This is a genomic window from Rhizobium sp. CB2179 (assembly GCF_057653455.1).
The window spans coordinates 3,866,043-3,883,883 of record NZ_CM172781.1; the positions used below are offsets into that span (position 1 = coordinate 3,866,043).

Annotated in this window: 17 protein-coding genes; 7 read left to right on the top strand and 10 right to left on the bottom strand. The window is 61.3% G+C overall.

Features of this window, described 5'->3' with window-relative positions; all coding sequences use genetic code 11:
* Positions 1-16: 16 nt before the first annotated feature.
* Positions 17-499, top strand: a complete 483-nt coding sequence (locus tag AC244Q_RS19125; protein ID WP_128405917.1) for a DUF992 domain-containing protein — start codon at positions 17-19, stop codon at positions 497-499.
* 75 nt (positions 500-574) lie between these two features.
* Here the strand turns inward: AC244Q_RS19125 and AC244Q_RS19130 are convergent, their stop codons facing one another.
* The 6 genes from AC244Q_RS19130 to AC244Q_RS19155 form a co-directional block, all read right to left on the bottom strand.
* Positions 575-1,969 (bottom strand): NAD(P)(+) transhydrogenase (Re/Si-specific) subunit beta, encoded by a 1,395-nt coding sequence (locus AC244Q_RS19130; protein ID WP_128405916.1) that lies wholly within the window; start codon positions 1,967-1,969, stop codon positions 575-577.
* Between the two features lie 7 nt (positions 1,970-1,976).
* Positions 1,977-2,375, bottom strand: a complete 399-nt coding sequence (locus tag AC244Q_RS19135; RefSeq protein WP_128405915.1) for a proton-translocating transhydrogenase family protein — start codon at positions 2,373-2,375, stop codon at positions 1,977-1,979.
* Positions 2,375-3,523, bottom strand: coding sequence for a Re/Si-specific NAD(P)(+) transhydrogenase subunit alpha (locus tag AC244Q_RS19140; protein ID WP_012758999.1), 1,149 nt, complete (start codon positions 3,521-3,523; stop codon positions 2,375-2,377). Before AC244Q_RS19140 ends, AC244Q_RS19135 begins: the two co-directional genes overlap by 1 nt.
* Positions 3,524-3,679: 156 nt before the next feature.
* Positions 3,680-3,904, bottom strand: a complete 225-nt coding sequence (locus AC244Q_RS19145) for an aa3-type cytochrome c oxidase subunit IV (protein ID WP_003552834.1) — start codon at positions 3,902-3,904, stop codon at positions 3,680-3,682.
* 241 nt (positions 3,905-4,145) lie between these two features.
* Positions 4,146-4,898 carry an N-acyl amino acid synthase FeeM domain-containing protein gene (locus AC244Q_RS19150; protein WP_012759001.1) on the bottom strand — a complete coding sequence of 251 codons (753 nt, stop codon included), beginning with the start codon at positions 4,896-4,898 and terminating at the stop codon, positions 4,146-4,148.
* Between the two features lie 142 nt (positions 4,899-5,040).
* A complete protein-coding gene (locus AC244Q_RS19155; RefSeq protein ID WP_012759002.1) occupies positions 5,041-7,344 on the bottom strand; it encodes a putative bifunctional diguanylate cyclase/phosphodiesterase in 2,304 nt (767 codons plus the stop codon).
* Between the two features lie 328 nt (positions 7,345-7,672).
* Between AC244Q_RS19155 and AC244Q_RS19160 the strand changes: the two genes are divergently transcribed.
* Together AC244Q_RS19160 and AC244Q_RS19165 are read left to right on the top strand one after the other, a co-directional pair.
* Positions 7,673-8,212, top strand: coding sequence for a TRAP transporter small permease subunit (locus AC244Q_RS19160; protein WP_128405914.1), 540 nt, complete (start codon positions 7,673-7,675; stop codon positions 8,210-8,212).
* 21 nt (positions 8,213-8,233) lie between these two features.
* Positions 8,234-9,727: a TRAP transporter large permease gene (locus AC244Q_RS19165; RefSeq protein WP_128405913.1), complete on the top strand. Its 1,494-nt coding sequence runs from the start codon at positions 8,234-8,236 to the stop codon at positions 9,725-9,727.
* 84 nt (positions 9,728-9,811) lie between these two features.
* Here AC244Q_RS19165 and AC244Q_RS19170 read toward each other — a convergent pair whose 3' ends face one another.
* Complete coding sequence (locus AC244Q_RS19170) at positions 9,812-10,918, bottom strand: TRAP transporter substrate-binding protein (protein ID WP_003552852.1); 1,107 nt, start codon at positions 10,916-10,918, stop codon at positions 9,812-9,814.
* A 293-nt stretch (positions 10,919-11,211) separates the two neighbouring features.
* Here AC244Q_RS19170 and AC244Q_RS19175 point away from each other — a divergent pair, with 293 nt between their 5' ends.
* A complete protein-coding gene (locus AC244Q_RS19175) occupies positions 11,212-11,991 on the top strand; it encodes a gamma-glutamyl-gamma-aminobutyrate hydrolase family protein (protein ID WP_012759005.1) in 780 nt (259 codons plus the stop codon).
* Positions 11,992-12,082: 91 nt separating this feature from the next.
* Here AC244Q_RS19175 and AC244Q_RS19180 read toward each other — a convergent pair whose 3' ends face one another.
* From AC244Q_RS19180 to AC244Q_RS19190, 3 genes are all read right to left on the bottom strand, one after another.
* Positions 12,083-13,039 carry a 2-hydroxyacid dehydrogenase gene (locus AC244Q_RS19180; protein WP_128405912.1) on the bottom strand — a complete coding sequence of 319 codons (957 nt, stop codon included), beginning with the start codon at positions 13,037-13,039 and terminating at the stop codon, positions 12,083-12,085.
* Positions 13,040-13,068: 29 nt separating this feature from the next.
* Complete coding sequence (locus AC244Q_RS19185; protein ID WP_003542973.1) at positions 13,069-14,091, bottom strand: LacI family DNA-binding transcriptional regulator; 1,023 nt, start codon at positions 14,089-14,091, stop codon at positions 13,069-13,071.
* Between the two features lie 119 nt (positions 14,092-14,210).
* Positions 14,211-14,723 (bottom strand): MarR family winged helix-turn-helix transcriptional regulator, encoded by a 513-nt coding sequence (locus tag AC244Q_RS19190; RefSeq protein ID WP_012759007.1) that lies wholly within the window; start codon positions 14,721-14,723, stop codon positions 14,211-14,213.
* An 85-nt stretch (positions 14,724-14,808) separates the two neighbouring features.
* Here AC244Q_RS19190 and AC244Q_RS19195 point away from each other — a divergent pair, with 85 nt between their 5' ends.
* The 3 genes from AC244Q_RS19195 to AC244Q_RS19205 all read left to right on the top strand — a co-directional run bounded on the left by AC244Q_RS19195 (position 14,809) and on the right by AC244Q_RS19205 (position 17,840).
* Positions 14,809-15,597: a creatininase family protein gene (locus AC244Q_RS19195; protein ID WP_012759008.1), complete on the top strand. Its 789-nt coding sequence runs from the start codon at positions 14,809-14,811 to the stop codon at positions 15,595-15,597.
* A 150-nt stretch (positions 15,598-15,747) separates the two neighbouring features.
* Complete coding sequence (locus AC244Q_RS19200) at positions 15,748-16,851, top strand: CobW family GTP-binding protein (RefSeq protein WP_128405911.1); 1,104 nt, start codon at positions 15,748-15,750, stop codon at positions 16,849-16,851.
* Positions 16,851-17,840, top strand: coding sequence for a WD40 repeat domain-containing protein (locus AC244Q_RS19205; protein WP_012759010.1), 990 nt, complete (start codon positions 16,851-16,853; stop codon positions 17,838-17,840). Before AC244Q_RS19200 ends, AC244Q_RS19205 begins: the two co-directional genes overlap by 1 nt.
* The last annotated feature ends 1 nt before the right edge of the window (position 17,841 follow it).

The window sequence follows — 17,841 nt, forward strand, 5'->3', positions numbered from 1 at the left end:
CCAAAGGAGAAAGACCATGTTCAAGCAAACGATGATCGCAGCCGCGGCACTGACGGCCGTTGCCTGGGCGAGCCTGGCGGGCGCGGAAAACTATGTCACGCTTGGCCGGCTGGTCTGCGGATCGGATGGCGGCCAGGGTCTGATCGTCACCTCCCAGAAAAACCTCATCTGCACTTATACGTCGGCGGCCGGCGGCGCCAAGGCGGTCTATGCCGGCAAAATCGAGAAATTCGGCCTTGATATCGGCCAGACCGGCAAGAGCGTCATGATCTGGCAGGTGCTGGCAAAGACCGGCACGGATATCCCGCAATTCGCCCTTGCCGGCGAGTATTACGGGATCGGCGCCGATGCAAGCATCGGTGCTGGCGCCGGCGCCAAAGTCATCGCCGGCGGCACCGACAAGGCCTTCATGCTGCAGCCGTTGAACGTCCAGGCGCAGGAAGGTTTGAACCTGGCGATCGGCGTCGAGAAGATGACGCTCGTGCCGGGAGAGACCTGACGACAGTCGTCCAAGGCAGACAGTAGTTACCTGCTTACGTGAACCAAACAGCCGCCCGAAAGGCGGCTGCAACGATCAGTGCGCGAGCGCCTTGTTGATATCCTCGGTCATCTTCTTCGCGTCACCGAGCAGCATCATCGTGCCGTCCTTATAGAACAGCGTATTGTCGATGCCGGCATAACCCGAGCCGAGCGAGCGTTTGACGAAGAGGCAGGTCTTTGCCCGGTCGACGTCGAGGATCGGCATGCCGTAGATCGGTGAGGTCTTGTCATCGCGCGCCGCCGGATTGGTCACGTCATTGGCACCGATGACATAGGCAACGTCGGCTTGAGCGAATTCCGAGTTGATGTCCTCAAGCTCGAAAACCTCATCATAGGGAACATTCGCTTCGGCGAGCAACACATTCATGTGGCCGGGCATACGGCCTGCGACCGGATGGATCGCATATTTCACCTCGACGCCGTTCTTCTTGAGATTGTCCGCGAGCTCGCGCAGCGCATGCTGGGCCTGGGCGACCGCCATGCCATATCCCGGCACGATGATGACCTTCGATGCATTGGCCATCAGATAGGCCGCATCCTCGGCCGAGCCGAGCTTCACCGTCCTGTCTGAGGTGTCTGGTCCGCCGGACGCCGTCTCACCGCCGAAACCGCCGAGGATGACGGAGACGAAGGAACGGTTCATACCCTTGCACATGATGTAGGAGAGGATCGCGCCGGAGGAGCCGACGAGCGCGCCCGTGATGATCAGCGCCAGATTGCCGAGCGTGAAGCCGATGCCGGCCGCCGCCCAGCCTGAATAGGAGTTCAGCATCGACACGACGACCGGCATATCGGCCCCGCCGATCGGCACGATCAGCAGAACGCCGAGCGCCAACGACAGCGCGACGACGGCCCAGAAGTCGAAATGGCTCTCGGTGGCGGCCAGCCCGATGATGAAGAGCACGATCAGCACCAACAGGCTCGCATTGATCACATGCCGGTAGGGCAACAGAATCGGCTTACCGGACATGCGCCCGTCGAGCTTCAGAAAGGCAATGATCGAACCGGTGAAAGTCAGCGCGCCGATCGCCACGCCGAGCGCCATCTCGACGCGCGCCTCGGTGTGGATGTGACCGATCTCACCGATGCCGAAGGAAGCCGGCGTGTAGAGCGCGGAGGCCGCGACCAGCACCGCGGCAAGGCCGACCAGCGAATGGAAACCCGCGACGAGCTGCGGCATCGAGGTCATGGGTATGGTGCGGGCGACATAGGCGCCGACACTGCCACCGATGGCAAGCCCAAGGATGATCAGCACGAAGCCGCCGAAGTCAGGCGTCGCCAGCACCAGCGTCGTCAGAATCGCGATGCCCATGCCGATCATGCCGTAGAGATTGCCCTTGCGGCTGGTAGCCGGATGCGACAGGCCGCGCAGCGCCAGGATGAAGAGCACGCCGGAGACGAGGTAGAGGAAGGCTGCGATATTGGTCATCAGTCCCTCACCGATCCTTTTTGCGGTACATCGAAAGCATCCGCTGCGTGACGAGGAAACCGCCGAAGATGTTCACCGAGACGAGCACCAGGGCGACGAAACCGAAACCGGTCGCAAGGCCGCTGGTCGAGATGCCGACCGCCAGAAGCGCGCCGACGACGATGACGGAGGAGATCGCATTGGTGACGGCCATCAGCGGCGTATGCAGCGCCGGCGTCACCGACCATACGACGTAATAACCGACGAAGATCGACAAGACGAAGATGGCGAGCTGGAAGACGAAGGGATCGATCGCCCCGCCAGTCGCAGCACTTGCCGCTTCCGGTGCCTGGGCAGCCGCCGTGATCACGGCGGTCACCGCATGGTCGAGCTGCTCCAGCGCCCTGTCCATTGCGTCACTGGCCATCAGATGTCTCCCTTCTTCGCGCCGCCGAAGGCGGGATGAACCACGTCCCCGGCATAGGTCAGCATCGTCGCCTTGACGAGTTCGTCGTCAAGATTGACGACGACGCTCCGCGTTTCCTTGTTGACCATGGTCTCGAGGAAGGTCACGAGGTTCTTGGCGTAGAGCGCCGAGGCGCTGGCCGCAACCCGGCCCGGCATGTTGGCGAAACCGATCACGCTGACGCCTTCGACATCGGCGACCTCGCCGGGGACGACGCCCTCGATATTGCCGCCGCGCTCGACCGCGAGGTCGACGGCGACCGCACCCGACTTCATCGAGGCAAGCATGGCGCGCGAAACGAGCCGCGGCGCCGCACGACCGGGGATCAGCGCGGTGGTGATGACGATATCCTGCTTGGCGATGTGTTCGGCAACCAGAGCCGCCTGTTTCGCCTGATAGTCGGCAGACATTTCCTTGGCATAGCCGCCGGCCGTTTCCGCCGCCTTGAACTCTTCGTCCTCGACGGCGATGAACTTGGCGCCGAGCGAGGCGACCTGCTCCTTGGCAGCGGGGCGAACGTCGGTGGCCGAGACCGCGGCGCCGAGACGGCGCGCGGTCGCGATCGCCTGAAGACCGGCGACGCCGGCGCCCATGACGAAGACTTTGGCGGCCGGGACGGTGCCAGCCGCCGTCATCATCATCGGCATGGCGCGGTCATAAACCGCCGCCGCCTCGATGACGGCCTGGTAACCGGCAAGATTGGCCTGGGACGACAGCACGTCCATGGACTGGGCGCGGGTAATGCGCGGCATCAACTCCATCGCGAAAGCCGAAAGCCCGGCACTTGCCAGTGCCGCGATCGCTTCGTCATTGCCGTAGGGGTCCATGATGGCAATGATCACGGCACCGCTTTTATAGCCGGAGATTTCCGATCCGCTGGGCCGACGCACCTTCAGCACGACATCGGCCAAGGCTGCATCCGCAAAACTGCCGATCCTGGCACCGGCGGCCTCGAAATCCCCATCCGGAATCCGCGAAGCCGCACCGGCACCGGCTTCAACGACGACGTCGAAGCCGAAACTCTTCATCTTCTTCACGGTCTCGGCGGAGGCGGCGACGCGTGTCTCCTCGCCCGTGACTTCCCTTGCAACGAAAACGATATTGCCCAACTGCCCCCTCCTCCGGGTCAGCCAGACCGCCGCAGGTTTCCCTGCGCAGGCCAAGCACCTCATTCAAAAAGCTTCGGAGAAGCTCTCCTTCCCTCAGAGTGCCGTGCGTCCTTTCGGACGCACAAAGGACCGCTCTGACCCTCTGAATCTACGCGATCAGCGGAACAGGAAGATGCCGGCTGCGAGAAGAATGATGAAGACGAAGAGGCCACCGAGAAGGCCGGCGCCGCCGAAGAAACCAGCGGTCATCGCAAGCAGGAGGACGATGAGCAGCATCGAGCCGTATTTCGCGCTGGCGATGAACATGTCGTAGGTCTTTTCATGTTCTTTATAATCCATCGGCGCGCCGGTCTCGACCGGTCCGGTATGATGTTCGGCCATAAATATCGTCTCCCTGAAATGCCTCTGCGCTGCTCGATTCCCTAGCCTGAGCGAGGGAAATCCCTTCTTGCAGGGATTACACAATGACAGGCGAAAGCGCAATGCATGAGAATGCCGCAGGCGCGCGTGGCAACCGCGATGTCAGAGGCCTGGACGGACCTGAAGGACGGCTGATATCGCCTGCCGTCCATCGCCCTCCTCTGCCCGGCGGAGATCGTCTCTCCGTCGGGAACAGGGTAAATTACAGCGGCAGGTCGGTGCCGAGTTCGCCTTGCGGCACGAAACGCGCCGTCGGAATGATGGTGAGCGGCGGCAGGGTGTCGTTGGGATTGCGCGAAAACATCATGCGCTGCTCGCTGGCGCTCGAGATGAAGAAGGGATAGCGCGTCAACAGCTTTCGCCCGACCTCGATCACATTCGTCGCCATCAGCGTCATGTCGATCCCGTAATTCTTCGCCAGCCGGCCGGGCACGACCGTATCGGCATAGAAGACCCGCTTGTAGAAGGCCGCATGCGGCGGCCGAACGAATTGAAGAACGCGGTCCGCACGGAAATACGCCGCCGCCACGATGGTCGGCCTCAGCGTCAGATAGGGAACCCACGGCAGATCGGCGGTGAGCTCGGGGTCGGCCGCGAAACGCGCCGGATCGATCAGGGTCAGCCCCGCATCCAGAAGGTCATCCATCGCCTCGGGAAAGGCGCCACCGGACTGACTGAGGCGATGTTCCGGTGTCACATAATGAACCCGGATCGTACTGACCAGTTCCCCATAATAATACAGACCGAAGATATAGGCGTGGCTGTCGAAATCGCTGTCATCAAGCAGCCCTTTCGGGGCAAGCGCCAGCACGTCATGGGCCTTGTAGGCCTTGTAGCGCAACCGTTCCACCTGCTCCATGTCTTCGCTGCTTTCGACGCGGCGATACTCGACATGATCCAAAACTTCCAAAATTTTTGTGCTGAAATCGCTACGCTTGAACAGTGTCTCTGACATTTCTCGATCCGCTCGTTAACGGATCATTAATCATACGCCAGCGAAATTTAGGCAAGGAAATCCGATAATTTCCCTTGTTTTTAAATCGTTAAGGTTAACGCGGCACGCGCTTTTCACGGGGTAAACTGTCTGTTGAGACCGCTCAGGCGACCTTGTTGCGGCGGCGTTGTACGACGCGGCGGCCGATGCCCTGCTGCAACAACGGGATATTCTGGGAAGGCACCGGCGGCGAGAAAACGTAACCCTGAACAAGATCGGCGCTGCGGTGCTTGTTGAGCAGTGCGAGCTGCTCCTCGGTTTCGACACCTTCAATGACGATCTTCAGGCCCAGTTCGCGGGCGAGATGGACCGTGCCGCGCAGCAGCTTCAGGCGACGGTTATCTTCGACGATGTTGCGCACGAAGGAGCGATCGATCTTGACGATATCGAGCGGCAGTGTGTCGAGGTAGCTGAGGCTGGAGAAGCCGGTACCGAAATCGTCGATGGCGATGGTGATGCCGCGAGCCCTGAGCTCGGCCAGGATGGCGCGCACAGCCGCCGGCTCGTCGATCAGGCAGCTTTCGGTGACTTCGAGATGCAGCCGCGCCGCGTCGAGACCGGAATGGGCAAGCGCTTCGGCGACCACCGCGAGAATATCGGCATCGCGCAGATCCCGCGCCGAAAGGTTCACCGAGACGGCGATATGTTCCGGCCAGTTCATGCATTCGCTGCACGCCTTGAACAACACGAAACGAGTGATGTCGGAGATGATGCCCATATCTTCGGCGAGCCGGATGAAGACGTCGGGCGGGATCGAGCCCTTCTCCGGATGCACCCAGCGCGCCAACGCTTCGGCGCATTCGATCCGCGAGCCGTCGGACCGGAACATCGGCTGGAAGGCAAGATGCAGCGCCTGCGCCGAGACCGCGTCGCGCAAATCCGCTTTCAGCTTCTGCTGCTCGATATAGCGGCCATCCATCTCCCGCTCGAAGCCGGAAATGCCGCCCTTGAAGCGCGACTTGCTTTCGAACAGCGCCAGATCCGCCTTGACGCTCCATTCGTCCATCGCAAACGCAGCACTCTCGAGGATCGCGTAGCCGGCGCTGAGCGAAACCAGGAAGGTCAGCTCGTCGACTGCGTAGTTGCCCTGGATTGCGGCGTGCACGCGGCGGATCTCGACGTCGAGCGAGGCCTGTTCCTTCGCATGCGGGAAGAACAGGATGAACTGGTCTCCCATCAACCGGCCGAGGATGGCGTTGCCGGAGGCCTGCTTGATGCGGGCGGCGATGGCGCAAAGCAGATGGTCGCCTGTAACGTGGCCGCGCATGTCGTTGACATGTTTGAACTCATCGATATCGAGAACCATGAAGCCGAGTGGCCCGGACTTCCTTTGATGTTTGGCGAGATAATCCTGCACCAGCTGCCCGAAATATTCTCGGTTCGGCAGGCCGGTCAGCGCATCGAAGCGGACCATGTGCATGATCTTCTGCTCCGCCTTCACCCGGCTCGACACGTCCTCGAAGATCAGCACGGCGCCGCCGTCGGCCCTGCGGCTGGCGGAGAATTCGAGCGACAGGCCCTCGGGGAAATGGATGAGCGTGCGCGACAGGTTGCCTTCGGCGACTTGGGTGAGCTGGCGCAGGATGAGCTCCGGCTGCGAGGCGTCCATGAAGCTGTAGCGCGCGCCGTAGCGTAGCACGGCGCCGAGATCGCGGTCCTTCAACCGATCCGGCGCACCGATCTTCAAAAGCTCGCAGGCCTTGCGATTGACGACCTGGATGCGGTTTTCGGCATCGACCATGACTAGGCCATGCGGCATGTTGTTGAGCGCCGTATCGAAGCGGTCGGCGATGATGGTGATTTCCCGGCGCGCGATGACATTCTCATAGAGGAACTCGCGCACGCCGTTCGCCATGGCACGCGTCGTCAGCCAGAAGGGAATGAGGAAGATCGACAACAAGCCACGATAAAAATCGAGCGCCAACAGGCTGCAGACAATCATCGGCAGACAGCAGGAAAAGGTCTGGAGGTCAACCGCCAGGCGCGAACCATAATTGCGGCCGACAACGGAAACCATGGTCGCCATGGTAACCGCAATGCAGGCAAGTTCCGCAAAGGAATCATGGACGACGAAGATGGCGTAGCCGCTGGCGATGCCAAGCAGGGTGGTGGTGCAGGCAGCACCCGCAACCAGGATCCGCTCCCAACGCTCGATTCCGGCGTGCGACAGGCTCTCCTTGTCAACGCGGTCGAACTGCCGGAAGATGACCATGCGAACGCAGAAGACCAGGAGGAAGGCGGCCGCCAGCAGGATATAGACGAAGGACTGGGTCTTGGCAGCAACGGCAAGGCATGTCGCGACATGCACGATCACGCCAGCAAGCAGCGTCATGCGGTTCCCGGAAAGGGAACTCACAAACGACAGATACACATCTATAGGGACCCTGTTCGGGTTATCTGGCTTCATCCACACTTTCCCTGTGCGCGGGAATTCTAGGCCCAACCTTTTAAAAATTGATTTCAATGGAATCAAACATTTGGTCAAATTTTCTAAAACCACAGGGTGAACCGCACAGCTTACGCGAGTTAATGCAGCCTACCGGCGAGATTACCGAAATAATTTATCCACGCCTGGGTTGTTGAAATATTTGACGGCCCTACGGCGGGGCCGATGCGTCTAAGACTATACTCCAACGCGAGGCATTTATCCTTCCAATTTCAAAGGCCGTGGTCTACATCGATTGCAAGAGGAAAAACTGCCGGAAAACCGGTGGGACAAGAACAAGGGGAGGCGAATGTCGGTACTTCTGGCCGCAAGCCGGCTGATTGACTCGATCAGTCAGTTCATGGGCAAACTTTCCGAATATATGGTGCTGTTCTGCTGCCTGATCAGCGCCGGAAACGCCATCGTCCGGTATGCCTTCAACTACAGTTCGAACGGCTGGCTGGAGATCCAGTGGTATCTCTTCGCCTTCGTCGTCATGCTCGGCGCTTCGCATGCGCTGCGCAACAACGAGCATGTCCGCGTCGATCTGATCTATGGATCGGTTTCCGACAGGGCGAAGATCTGGATGGACATCGTCGGCCTCATCCTCTTCCTGATCCCCGTCTGCGTCTTCCTCACCTGGGTCTGCTGGCCCTTCTTCGCACTGTCCTACCGGCAAGGGGAAATATCGGGCAACGCCGGCGGGCTGATCCGCTGGCCCGTCAAGCTGATCCTCGTCGCCGGCTTCGGGTTGCTTTCCCTTCAGGGCGTTTCCGAACTGATCAAGCGGATCGCAGCCGTTACCGGCCAGATCAGCATCGATACAAAATACGAAAAGCCGCTGCAGTAACGCGGGCTGGGAGAAACGGACTTGTTTGATTTCGGTATCATCCCGCCGGCCATGTTCCTGGGCATGGTCATCTTCATGCTTTACGGCTTTCCGGTCGCCTTTTCGCTCGCCGCCGTCGGCCTGTTCTTCGGCATTATCGGCATCGTCACCGGCCATTTCGGCGCGGTCTGGTTACAAGCGCTGCCGCCGCGCTTCTTCGGCATCCTTTCCAACGACCTCCTGCTCGCCATTCCCTTCTTCACCTTCATGGGCGCGATACTGGAGCGCTGCGGGCTTGCCGAGGATCTGCTCGAAGGCACCGGCAAACTCTTCGGTGGCATACCCGGCGGCCTCGCCTATGCCGTCATCCTCGTCGGCGCCGTGCTCGGCGCGATCACCGGCACGGTGGCCGCTTCCGTGATCACCATGGGGGTGATCTCGCTGCCGATCATGCTGCGCTACGGCTACAATCCGCGCCTTGCCACCGGCGTCATCGCCGCCTCGGGCACGATCACCCAGGTGATCCCACCTTCGCTCGTGCTCGTCGTTCTCGCCGATCAGCTCGGCAGGTCGGTCGGTGACATGTATCTCGGCGCGATCGGCCCCTCGATCTTGCAGGTGACGATCTTCGTCCTCTTCATCCTGGTCATGTCGATTATCCGGCCGAAATCGATGCCGCCGCTGCCGAAAGAGGTGCGCGGCGATTTCAACTGGGCTCTGCTCGTGAAGGTGCTGATGGGCATGGTCCCCTCGATCGTGCTGATCTTCCTGGTGCTCGGCACGATCTTCATGGGCCTTGCAACGCCGACGGAAGCAGGCGCGCTCGGCGTCGTCGGCGCCATTGTGCTTGCCGCCATGAATCGCCGCCTCACCTGGCCGCTGATCCGCGAAGCCATGTCATCGACCACGCACATCACATCCATGGTGGTGATGATCCTGATCGGCTCCACCTGTTTCAGCCTGGTCTTCCAGGGCATGGACGGCTCGCGCTGGATCGAGCACATGCTGTCGGGCATTCCCGGCGGGCCGGTCGGTTTCCTGATCTTCGTCAACATCTTCATCTTCGTGCTCGCCTTCTTCCTCGATTTCTTCGAGATCGCCTTCATCGTCATCCCGATGCTCGCACCCGTCGCCTCCAGTCTCGGCATCGACCTGATCTGGTTCGGCGTCCTGATCTGCGTCAACATGCAGACGAGCTTCATGCATCCGCCCTTCGGCTTCGCGCTCTTCTATCTGCGCTCAATCGCCAGCAAGGACGTCAAGACCTCGGATATCTACATGGGCGCGCTCCCCTGGGTCGGCATGCAGCTGATCCTGGTTGCGATCGTGATCTTCTGGCCGCAATCGGTAACCTATTGGCTGGATCACGGCCCGAAGGTCGACCCGAACTCGATCAAGATCGAAGTCCCGGGCTTCGGCGGCCAGCTCGGCCTGCCACCGCTGGGCGGCGGCGGCAATGGCTCACCGCAGATCCCCGGCCTGACCCTGCCGCCACTGAACGGCCTGCCGGGAGCACCGCCGCCACCGGCGAAATAGTCCAGCAAAAACAAAACCCCGGACGGAAATCCGGGGTTCTGGTATCGCATTCGTCTAAAGCGCCGAGCCTGCCGGCGGAAAGCCTTAAAGCTTCCCGGCCCGTTGCTGGATCATCATGAACGTATCGAAGGTGTACTCCGACAGCTGCATCCACAGATAGGCATCCCGCTTGAAGGCGGTCTGGTCGTCGTAGATCTTCTTGAAATACTGGTTCGTGCCCGAAATTTCGCTGTAGATGCCCGTCGCCGCCTGGAAGCAGGCTTCCATGATCTCCTGACTGAACGGGCGCAGCGTCGCGCCTTCCGCGACCAGCTGCTTCAGCGCGGTCGGGTTCTTCGTGTCGTACTTCGCCAGCATGTTGGTGTTGGCGAAGGCGCAGGCGTCGGTCAGCGCTGCCTGATAATGCTTGGGCAGGCTGCTCCATTTTTCGAGATTGAAGAACCCGTGCACCGTCGGGCCACCTTCCCACCAGCCCGGATAATAGTAGTACTTCGCCACCTTGTGGAAGCCGAGCTTCAGGTCGTCATAGGGGCCGACGAATTCCGCCGCATCGATCGTGCCTTTTTCCAACGCCGGATAGATATCGCCGCCGGCGATCTGCTGCGGGATGACGCCGACCTTCTCCATGACGCGACCGGCAAGGCCGGCAATGCGCATCTTGACGCCCTTGAGGTCATCGAGCGTATTGATTTCCTTGCGGAACCAGCCGCCCATCTGCGCACCGGTATTGCCAGCCGGCAGCGCATACATGCCCTGCGTGGCATAAAACTCGTTCATCAGCTTGTTGCCGTTGCCTTCATAGTACCAGGCATTGGTCAGACGGCTGTTCAGCCCGAACGGAATGGCCGTTCCGATGGCGTAGGTCGGGTCCTTGCCGACGAAATAATAGGAGGTGGTATGGGCTGCTTCGACCGTACCGGCGGCAACGGCATCGACGGCCTGCAGGCCCGGCACGATTTCACCGGCCGCGAAGGGCTGGATCGTGAAATTGCCATCCGTCGCCGCGGCAACATGCTTGGCGATATCCTCGGCGCCGCCATAGATCGTATCCAAGCTCTTCGGAAACGACGACGTCATGCGCCACGCGATCTTCGGATTCTCCTGCGCGATCGCAGGCGCTGCCAATGCCGTTGCGGCAACCGCACCGGCGCCGGCGGTTCCCGCCTTCTTGAAAAACGAACGACGATCCATCAAAAACCTCCCGTATAGATGGTACTGCGCGGCGATCTTCACCCCCACCCGCAGCAAGGGCAAACCTAAGCATGGCGGGGGCCGCGATTCAAGCTTTAGTCTATTAGCCTTTGGCATCAAGACGGCAATAAGGCAACGCGCACGTATCCATCAGAATCAGCGGCTTAGCGGTAAACCGGAAAGGCAGGGCGCCGCCTCCGTCGCAATTTGGCTGCCTAATGCAGCCAAGCGTTGACTTGACGGCCGTTCAGGCGGAAGAAACGACGAGAATAAAGATTTTCACCGGGGCTGATATGACGAAACCGATCGTTGCCATTCCTGCCGATATCCGTAGCTTCGACGGCGCGACCTGGCATGCCGTGCAGCATCAATATCTGCGCGCCGCATTGAACGCATCCGGTGTCATGGCCTTCATCATCCCCGCTTTCGAGGAGGGCTACGATACCGACGCGATCCTCGACCGCGTCGACGGTCTGCTGGTCTCCGGTTCGGCCAGCAATGTTCATCCCTTGCTCTACGGTGCCGAGGCGAATGACAAGGACGGCCCCTTCGACCCCGCCCGCGACGCCACCAGCCTGCCGCTCATCCGCCGCGCCATTGACCGCGCCATCCCGCTGCTCGCCATCTGCCGCGGCATCCAGGAGCTGAATGTCGCCCTCGGCGGCTCGCTGGCAAGCGAGATTCAGGAGCAGCCCGGCATCTGGGACCATCGCCGGCCAGAAGGCGTCGACCGGGACGGCATGTACGCCATTCGCCAGACCGTCCACGTCAAGGAAGGCTCCTGCATCGCAGCCATTCTCGGACCGGGCGAGATCCGCGTGAATTCCCTGCATCGCCAGGCAATTGCCAGAACCGCCCCACGCCTGCAGGTGGAAGCGATCGCCGAGGACGGCACGGTGGAGGCCGTTTCCGTCATCGACGCCAAGGCTTTCGCCGTCGGCGTGCAATGGCATCCGGAATATTGGGCTGAAACCGACAAGTCTTCGAACCAGCTGTTCGCTGCTTTCGGCGACGCCGTCCGCGCCTATGCCGCCGCCAAGCGGCCGGTCATCCCGGCGCAGGCGATCGCGTGACCACCAGACCCACCGGGCGTGGAAACATCAATCAACGGTGATCGTCGTCGCGTTCGTGGTTGAGCCAGGCGCAGAATTCTATCCGACGCGCCTAGGCCTTCTGCGGCGTCTCCGGCACCGGCGTCAGCGCCGCACCCTTATCGAACCAGGCGATGAGATTGTCGGCAACGAGATCGGCCATTGCATTGCGTGTCGGCACGGACGCGGAGGCGACGTGCGGCAGCAGCACGGCGTTGGTCGGCCCCAGCAGGTCGGCCGGCACGGTCGGCTCTTCATAGAAAACGTCGAGGCCGGCAGCACCGAGCGCGCCGGAGGCAAGAGCGGCACTCAGCGCCGCCTCGTCCACCGTCCAGCCACGGCCGACGTTGACGAGAATGCCGTTTGGGCCGAGTGCTGCCAGAATATCCGCATCGATCGTCTTGTGTGTCTGCGGCGTCTTCGGAACGATGGCGATCAGCGTATCCACCGCTTCCGCCAGCCCCTTCAACGTCGGGTGATAATCGTAGGACACATCGGCGTGGCGCGAACGTGTGTGATAACTGATCTTCACCTTGAACGGCTCCAGCCGCTTGGCGATTTCGAGCCCGATGCGGCCAAGGCCGTAAAGCCCGATATGGCGGCCCTTGAGCGAGAAACGCGACAGCGGATAGGCTGTTCCCGGCTTCCAGTTGCCGGCACGCAGCCACGCTTCGGCCCGCGGCAACTCGCGAACCGTGTTCAGCAGCAGGCCGATCGCCGTATCGGCGACCTCGTCGTTCAGCACATCAGGCGTATTGGTGACGACAATGCCTTTTTCGGCGGCATGTTTCACATCGACGCCGTCATAACCGACACCGAAATTGGCGATCACTTCGGCATGCGGCAGCTGGTCTATCCAGGCGCCTGGGAAGGAGCCGGACACGGCGACGCCGCGGATACGGCCGGCAGTCTCGCCGTCCAGCGCAAGCTTCTCCTCGCGTGGGACGGCGATAATCTCAAACCGATCCTTCAATCTTTCGAGAACACGCTCGTGTATCTTCCCAGGAACGAGAATGGCGATGCGGGACATGGCTTTTCCTCTTGGATATGGCGGTCGGTTCAGGCGCGCGGCCGATGGGGACTGGTGGACTGGCGAATGCGCATTTCTGGTTTGATCAGATGCATGCCATCAGGCTCATGGCTGCCGGCAAGGCGATCGAGCAGCGCCCGAGCGGCCAGGCGCCCGACCTCGGCCTGACCGTTCCAGACGGTCGTTAGCGCCGGCGTAGCGATCGAGGCCTCCTCGAGATCGTCGTAGCCGGTGACGGAAATATCGCGTCCCGGCACCAGGCCCGCGCGCGCAATGCCGTTCATCAGGCCGATCGCTACGAGATCGTTCCAGCAGACGGCCGCGGTCGGCTTCTGCGGCAGCGAAAGGAAATGCACGGCCGCCTCGAAACCGCCCTGTTTCGAGCGCGGACCGGGAATGCGCAAGTTCGGATCGACCTCGATGCCGGCCTTGCGCAGCGAATTGACATAGCCCTGGTAACGGTCGCGGCCGGTGGATGTCTGGTCCGTGCCGCCGATCATGGCGATCGAGCGATGACCAAGGCCGATCAGGTGGTTGGTGGCAAGCGAGATGCCGTAGCTGTCGTCACCGCGATAGGTCGGCAGGTCCTGCCCTTCCATCGAGCGGGCGACGAGGATCGCCGGCATGCCGTTGTCTTCTGCCAGCTGCACGTCTTCAGGCGGAGTACCGATCGCCGGCGACATGATGACGCCGTCGCCACCGAGCTGCAGCAGCGTCTCGATGAAGGTGCGCTGCTTCTCGACATTGTCGTAATGGTTGGAAAGGATGAAGGTGTGGCGGCTGCGATCAAGCTCGCTTTCGATCGCCTTCAGGATCTCGCCATAGAACGGGTTCATGATGTCGTGCACGACGACGCCGATGATGCCGGAGCGCGAGGTCCGAAGGCTGGCGGCACGGCGATTGTAGATATAGCCCAGCGCGCGCGCCTGTTCCTTGATCTTCTCCCGGGTATTGCCGGCGACGAGCGGACTGTCGCGTAAGGCAAGCGATACGGTCGCCGTAGAAATGCCGAGCGTTTCGGCGATTGTCGAAAGCTTGATCTTCTGAACCACGTGTCCTCCTCCAGGCAGCACGCAAGGCAGTCAAGACCCCGCCGTCAAACCGGCGCGGCCCTTAAAATGTTTAATTAAAAGATTTAATCGATGGAAGCAATTCGTCTTTCGGGGAAATTTCAGTCTTCGTCCGGTTCTTCGATATGAATGGCTTCGGCCTGCAGATTGGCATCGATCGCCTTCAGCAATCGGACGAGATTGCGAATTTCCTTCTCGGAGAACTCCTGCGTCGCCAACTTGTCGCAGGCCGAGGCCGCCATCTCGATCCCTTGCACGCTGCCGCGGCCGAGTTCGGTGAGATAGACCTTGGTGAGGCGCGCATCCTCCGCATCGGGCTTACGCTCGAGAAAGCCCTGCGCTTCCATGCGGCCGATGGTGCGCGTCATCGTCGGCGCTTTGACGCCGAGCTTCTGGGCAAGGCCGCCGGCCGTCATGCCGTCGCTCTCGGCAAGCGAGAGGATGACGCCATCCTGGCCGGCATAGAGGCCGCTTTCGAGCAGGTTGCGCGAGAGCACTGTCCGCATGGAACGTGCCGCCTGGGTCAGAGCCGGAGAGAGATCGACGAGCGTATACTCGGTCTGATCCTTCTTCTTGGACTTGTTCTTTTTGCCGTCCTTGTGCTTCTTTCCCATAGCCATCCCTTTGATCTTTAAGCCCCGGCGCCGCTGCGATATGACATTGCTCAGGATCTCGTCATAAACAAGAGGCAACGACCGGATGATGACACCTTCGCCGCGCTTCGAGGACAGCAACCCGGCCTCTACACCTGACGGGCGCCATCTGATCGCCGTGCTGCCGCTCGGCGCCCATGAACAGCACGGCCCTCACCTGCCCTTCGAAACCGACACCCTGATTGCCGAAGGCATCGCCGGACGATTGAAGATAGCCTTGCCTGCCGGCCTGCCGGTCACCTTCCTGCCCGCCGAATCTGTCGGCTATTCCATAGAGCATATGGATGTTGAAGGAACGAAGACGCTTGCCTTCGACGAAGCGGTAAACCGCTGGCTCGGCATCGCCGAGGGGCTGGCAAAGCAGGGCATCCGCAAATTGGTGATGCTGAACGCCCATGGCGGCAATTCGCCCATCGTGACCATTGTCGCGACCGAGGCGCGGCTCCGCTTCGCCATGCTGGCGGTGGCAACGAGCTGGACCCGTTTCGGCCTGCCGGATGGCGTGGTCACGCCGGAGGAAAAGGCGATCGGCATCCATGGCGGCGATATCGAGACATCGGTGATGCTGGCGCTTCATCCCGACAAGGTTGATATGGCGAAGGCGGCGAACTTTTCCTCGCGGCAGACGGAATTCGCCGAGCGTTTCAAGCATCTGCGCGCCTACGGGCCGCACGCCTTCGGCTGGAAGATGTCGGACCTCAATGCTGAAGGCGTGGCGGGAAACGCCGCCGCCGCCACAGTAGAGAAAGGCGAGGCGCTGATTGCCCATGCGGTAAAAGGACTGGTGGAATTGCTGAGTGACGTCGATGCATTCGATGTCGCGCAACTGCGGTGACTATGGGGGCATCTGCACCGGCCAGACGACGTGATCTTATAACATTATAAAACCCTTTGAACTGCCACGCTCAAGCCATTATATGAGACCAACCGTTCAAGCAGCCGATCCCAAGCCGCTCGGCCGCACGCCTAAATCCTAGAGGTTCTCATGACCGACGCGATCTCCACCCTGAAGCCCATTCCCGTTACCGTGCTCACCGGTTATCTCGGCGCCGGCAAGACGACATTGCTCAACCGCATTCTCTCCGAAAGTCACGGCAAGAAATATGCGGTCATCGTCAATGAATTCGGCGAAATCGGCATCGACAACGACCTGATCGTCGAGTCGGACGAAGAAATCTACGAGATGAACAATGGCTGTGTCTGCTGCACGGTGCGCGGCGACCTGATCCGCGTTGTCGAAGGCCTGATGCGCCGCCCCGGCCGCTTCGACGGCATCATCGTCGAGACGACGGGCCTTGCCGATCCGGTGCCAGTCGCCCAGACCTTCTTCATGGATGACGATGTGCGCGCCAAGACCGAGCTCGACGCCGTCGTCGCCCTCGTCGATGCCAAGCACCTGCCGCTGCGCCTGAAGGACAGCCGCGAGGCCGAGGACCAGATCGCCTTCGCCGACGTCGTCATCATCAACAAGAGCGACCTGGTGACCCCGGAAGAACTTGATGTGATCGAGGATATCGTCCGCGCCATCAACCCGGCCGCCCGAGTTTACAAGACCAGCCGCTCCGGCGTCGACCTCGCCCGCGTGCTCGATCAGGGCGCCTTCAACCTGGAGCGCGCGCTCGAAAACGATCCGCATTTCCTCGAGCACGGCCATGACGACCATGTCTGCGGCCCCGATTGCGATCACGACCACCACCATCATGACCATGATCATCAGCATGGTGACCACGGCCACGACCATCATCACCATGGCGCCCATCAACATGGCGCGATGTCGGCGATCCACGATGTGACGGTGCAGTCGGTGTCGCTGCGCGGCGCAGAGATGAACCCGGAGCGCTTCTTCCCCTGGATCCAGAAGGTCACCCAGACGCAGGGGCCAAATATCCTGCGTCTTAAGGGCATCATCGCCTTCAAAGACGATCCCGAGCGTTACGTCGTTCAGGGCGTGCACATGATCATCGAGGGCGACCACCAGCGGCCGTGGAAGGAAGGCGAAAAGCACGAGAGCCGTCTCGTCTTCATCGGCCGCGAACTTGACCGCGAGAAGCTCGAAGCCTCCTTCAAGGCCTGCGAGGCAGCCGCCTGATGCCGACAGTTGCACCGCTTGATCTCGACGGCCACGTTCTGGCCGTCGAATTTTTAGGTGATGTTCCCTTCTTCGCAAGCGCAAACGGTACATTCCACCGGCTGGACGGCGGCGACAGGGTTTCCGAAGCCCACCAGGGCATGCTCACCGCGATCCGCGATCCCTATAGCGAGAGCCTGATCTCGGGCGGCGAGGACGGCAAGGTGCTGCGCATTGCCGCCGACGGCAGCGTCAGCGAGATCGCGACCGCGCCGCGCAAGTGGATTTCGCAGGTCGCAGCCGGCCCGCAGGGTGCCGTTGCCTATTCCTACGGCAAGAGTTCACTGGTGCGCCTTGCCGACGGCACGACCAAGGAATTCGCCGAAGAGCGCACGGTCGAAGGCCTTGCCTTTGCGCCGAAGGGCCTACGCATCGCGGCGGCGCGCTACAACGGCGTGTCGCTGCACTGGATCGGTATGAACGCCAAGCCGGTCGACCTGGAATGGAAGGGTGCGCATACCGGCGTCACCTTCTCGCCTGATGGCAATTTCCTCGTCACCTCGATGCAGGAAAACGCACTGCACGGCTGGAAGCTCGACATCAAGCCCGGTACCGAAGCTCGCCACATGCGCATGACCGGCTACCCCGCCAAGGTGAAATCGCTCTCCTGGTCGGTCAAGGGCAAGTGGCTCGCGTCTTCAGGCGCGCCTGCGGCAATCGTCTGGCCCTTCCAGGGCAAGGACGGGCCGATGGGCAAGGCGCCGATGGAGCTCGGCACCCGCGCCAATATCATGGCGACCGCGGTGAAGTTCCATCCGCTCGAAGACATCCTCGCCATCGGCTTCATCGACGGCATGATCCTGGCTGTGCGCATCACCGACAGCAAGGAAGCGCTCCTGCGCCGACCCGGCAAGGGCGCGATCACGGCGATGAGTTGGAGCAAAAACGGCAAGCTGCTCGCCTTCGGCTCCGAAGCCGGCGACTGCGGCGTCGTCGATATTTCGGCTTGAG

Coding starts and splice junctions, on each gene's coding strand:
- AC244Q_RS19125 (WP_128405917.1), top strand. CDS start 17: ATGTTCAAGCAAACGATGATCGCAGCCGCGGCACTGACGGCCGTTGCC.
- AC244Q_RS19130 (WP_128405916.1), bottom strand. CDS start 1,969: ATGACCAATATCGCAGCCTTCCTCTACCTCGTCTCCGGCGTGCTCTTC.
- AC244Q_RS19135 (WP_128405915.1), bottom strand. CDS start 2,375: ATGGCCAGTGACGCAATGGACAGGGCGCTGGAGCAGCTCGACCATGCG.
- AC244Q_RS19145 (WP_003552834.1), bottom strand. CDS start 3,904: ATGGCCGAACATCATACCGGACCGGTCGAGACCGGCGCGCCGATGGAT.
- AC244Q_RS19150 (WP_012759001.1), bottom strand. CDS start 4,898: ATGTCAGAGACACTGTTCAAGCGTAGCGATTTCAGCACAAAAATTTTG.
- AC244Q_RS19155 (WP_012759002.1), bottom strand. CDS start 7,344: ATGAAGCCAGATAACCCGAACAGGGTCCCTATAGATGTGTATCTGTCG.
- AC244Q_RS19160 (WP_128405914.1), top strand. CDS start 7,673: ATGTCGGTACTTCTGGCCGCAAGCCGGCTGATTGACTCGATCAGTCAG.
- AC244Q_RS19170 (WP_003552852.1), bottom strand. CDS start 10,918: ATGGATCGTCGTTCGTTTTTCAAGAAGGCGGGAACCGCCGGCGCCGGT.
- AC244Q_RS19175 (WP_012759005.1), top strand. CDS start 11,212: ATGACGAAACCGATCGTTGCCATTCCTGCCGATATCCGTAGCTTCGAC.
- AC244Q_RS19180 (WP_128405912.1), bottom strand. CDS start 13,039: ATGTCCCGCATCGCCATTCTCGTTCCTGGGAAGATACACGAGCGTGTT.
- AC244Q_RS19190 (WP_012759007.1), bottom strand. CDS start 14,723: ATGGGAAAGAAGCACAAGGACGGCAAAAAGAACAAGTCCAAGAAGAAG.
- AC244Q_RS19195 (WP_012759008.1), top strand. CDS start 14,809: ATGATGACACCTTCGCCGCGCTTCGAGGACAGCAACCCGGCCTCTACA.
- AC244Q_RS19200 (WP_128405911.1), top strand. CDS start 15,748: ATGACCGACGCGATCTCCACCCTGAAGCCCATTCCCGTTACCGTGCTC.
- AC244Q_RS19205 (WP_012759010.1), top strand. CDS start 16,851: ATGCCGACAGTTGCACCGCTTGATCTCGACGGCCACGTTCTGGCCGTC.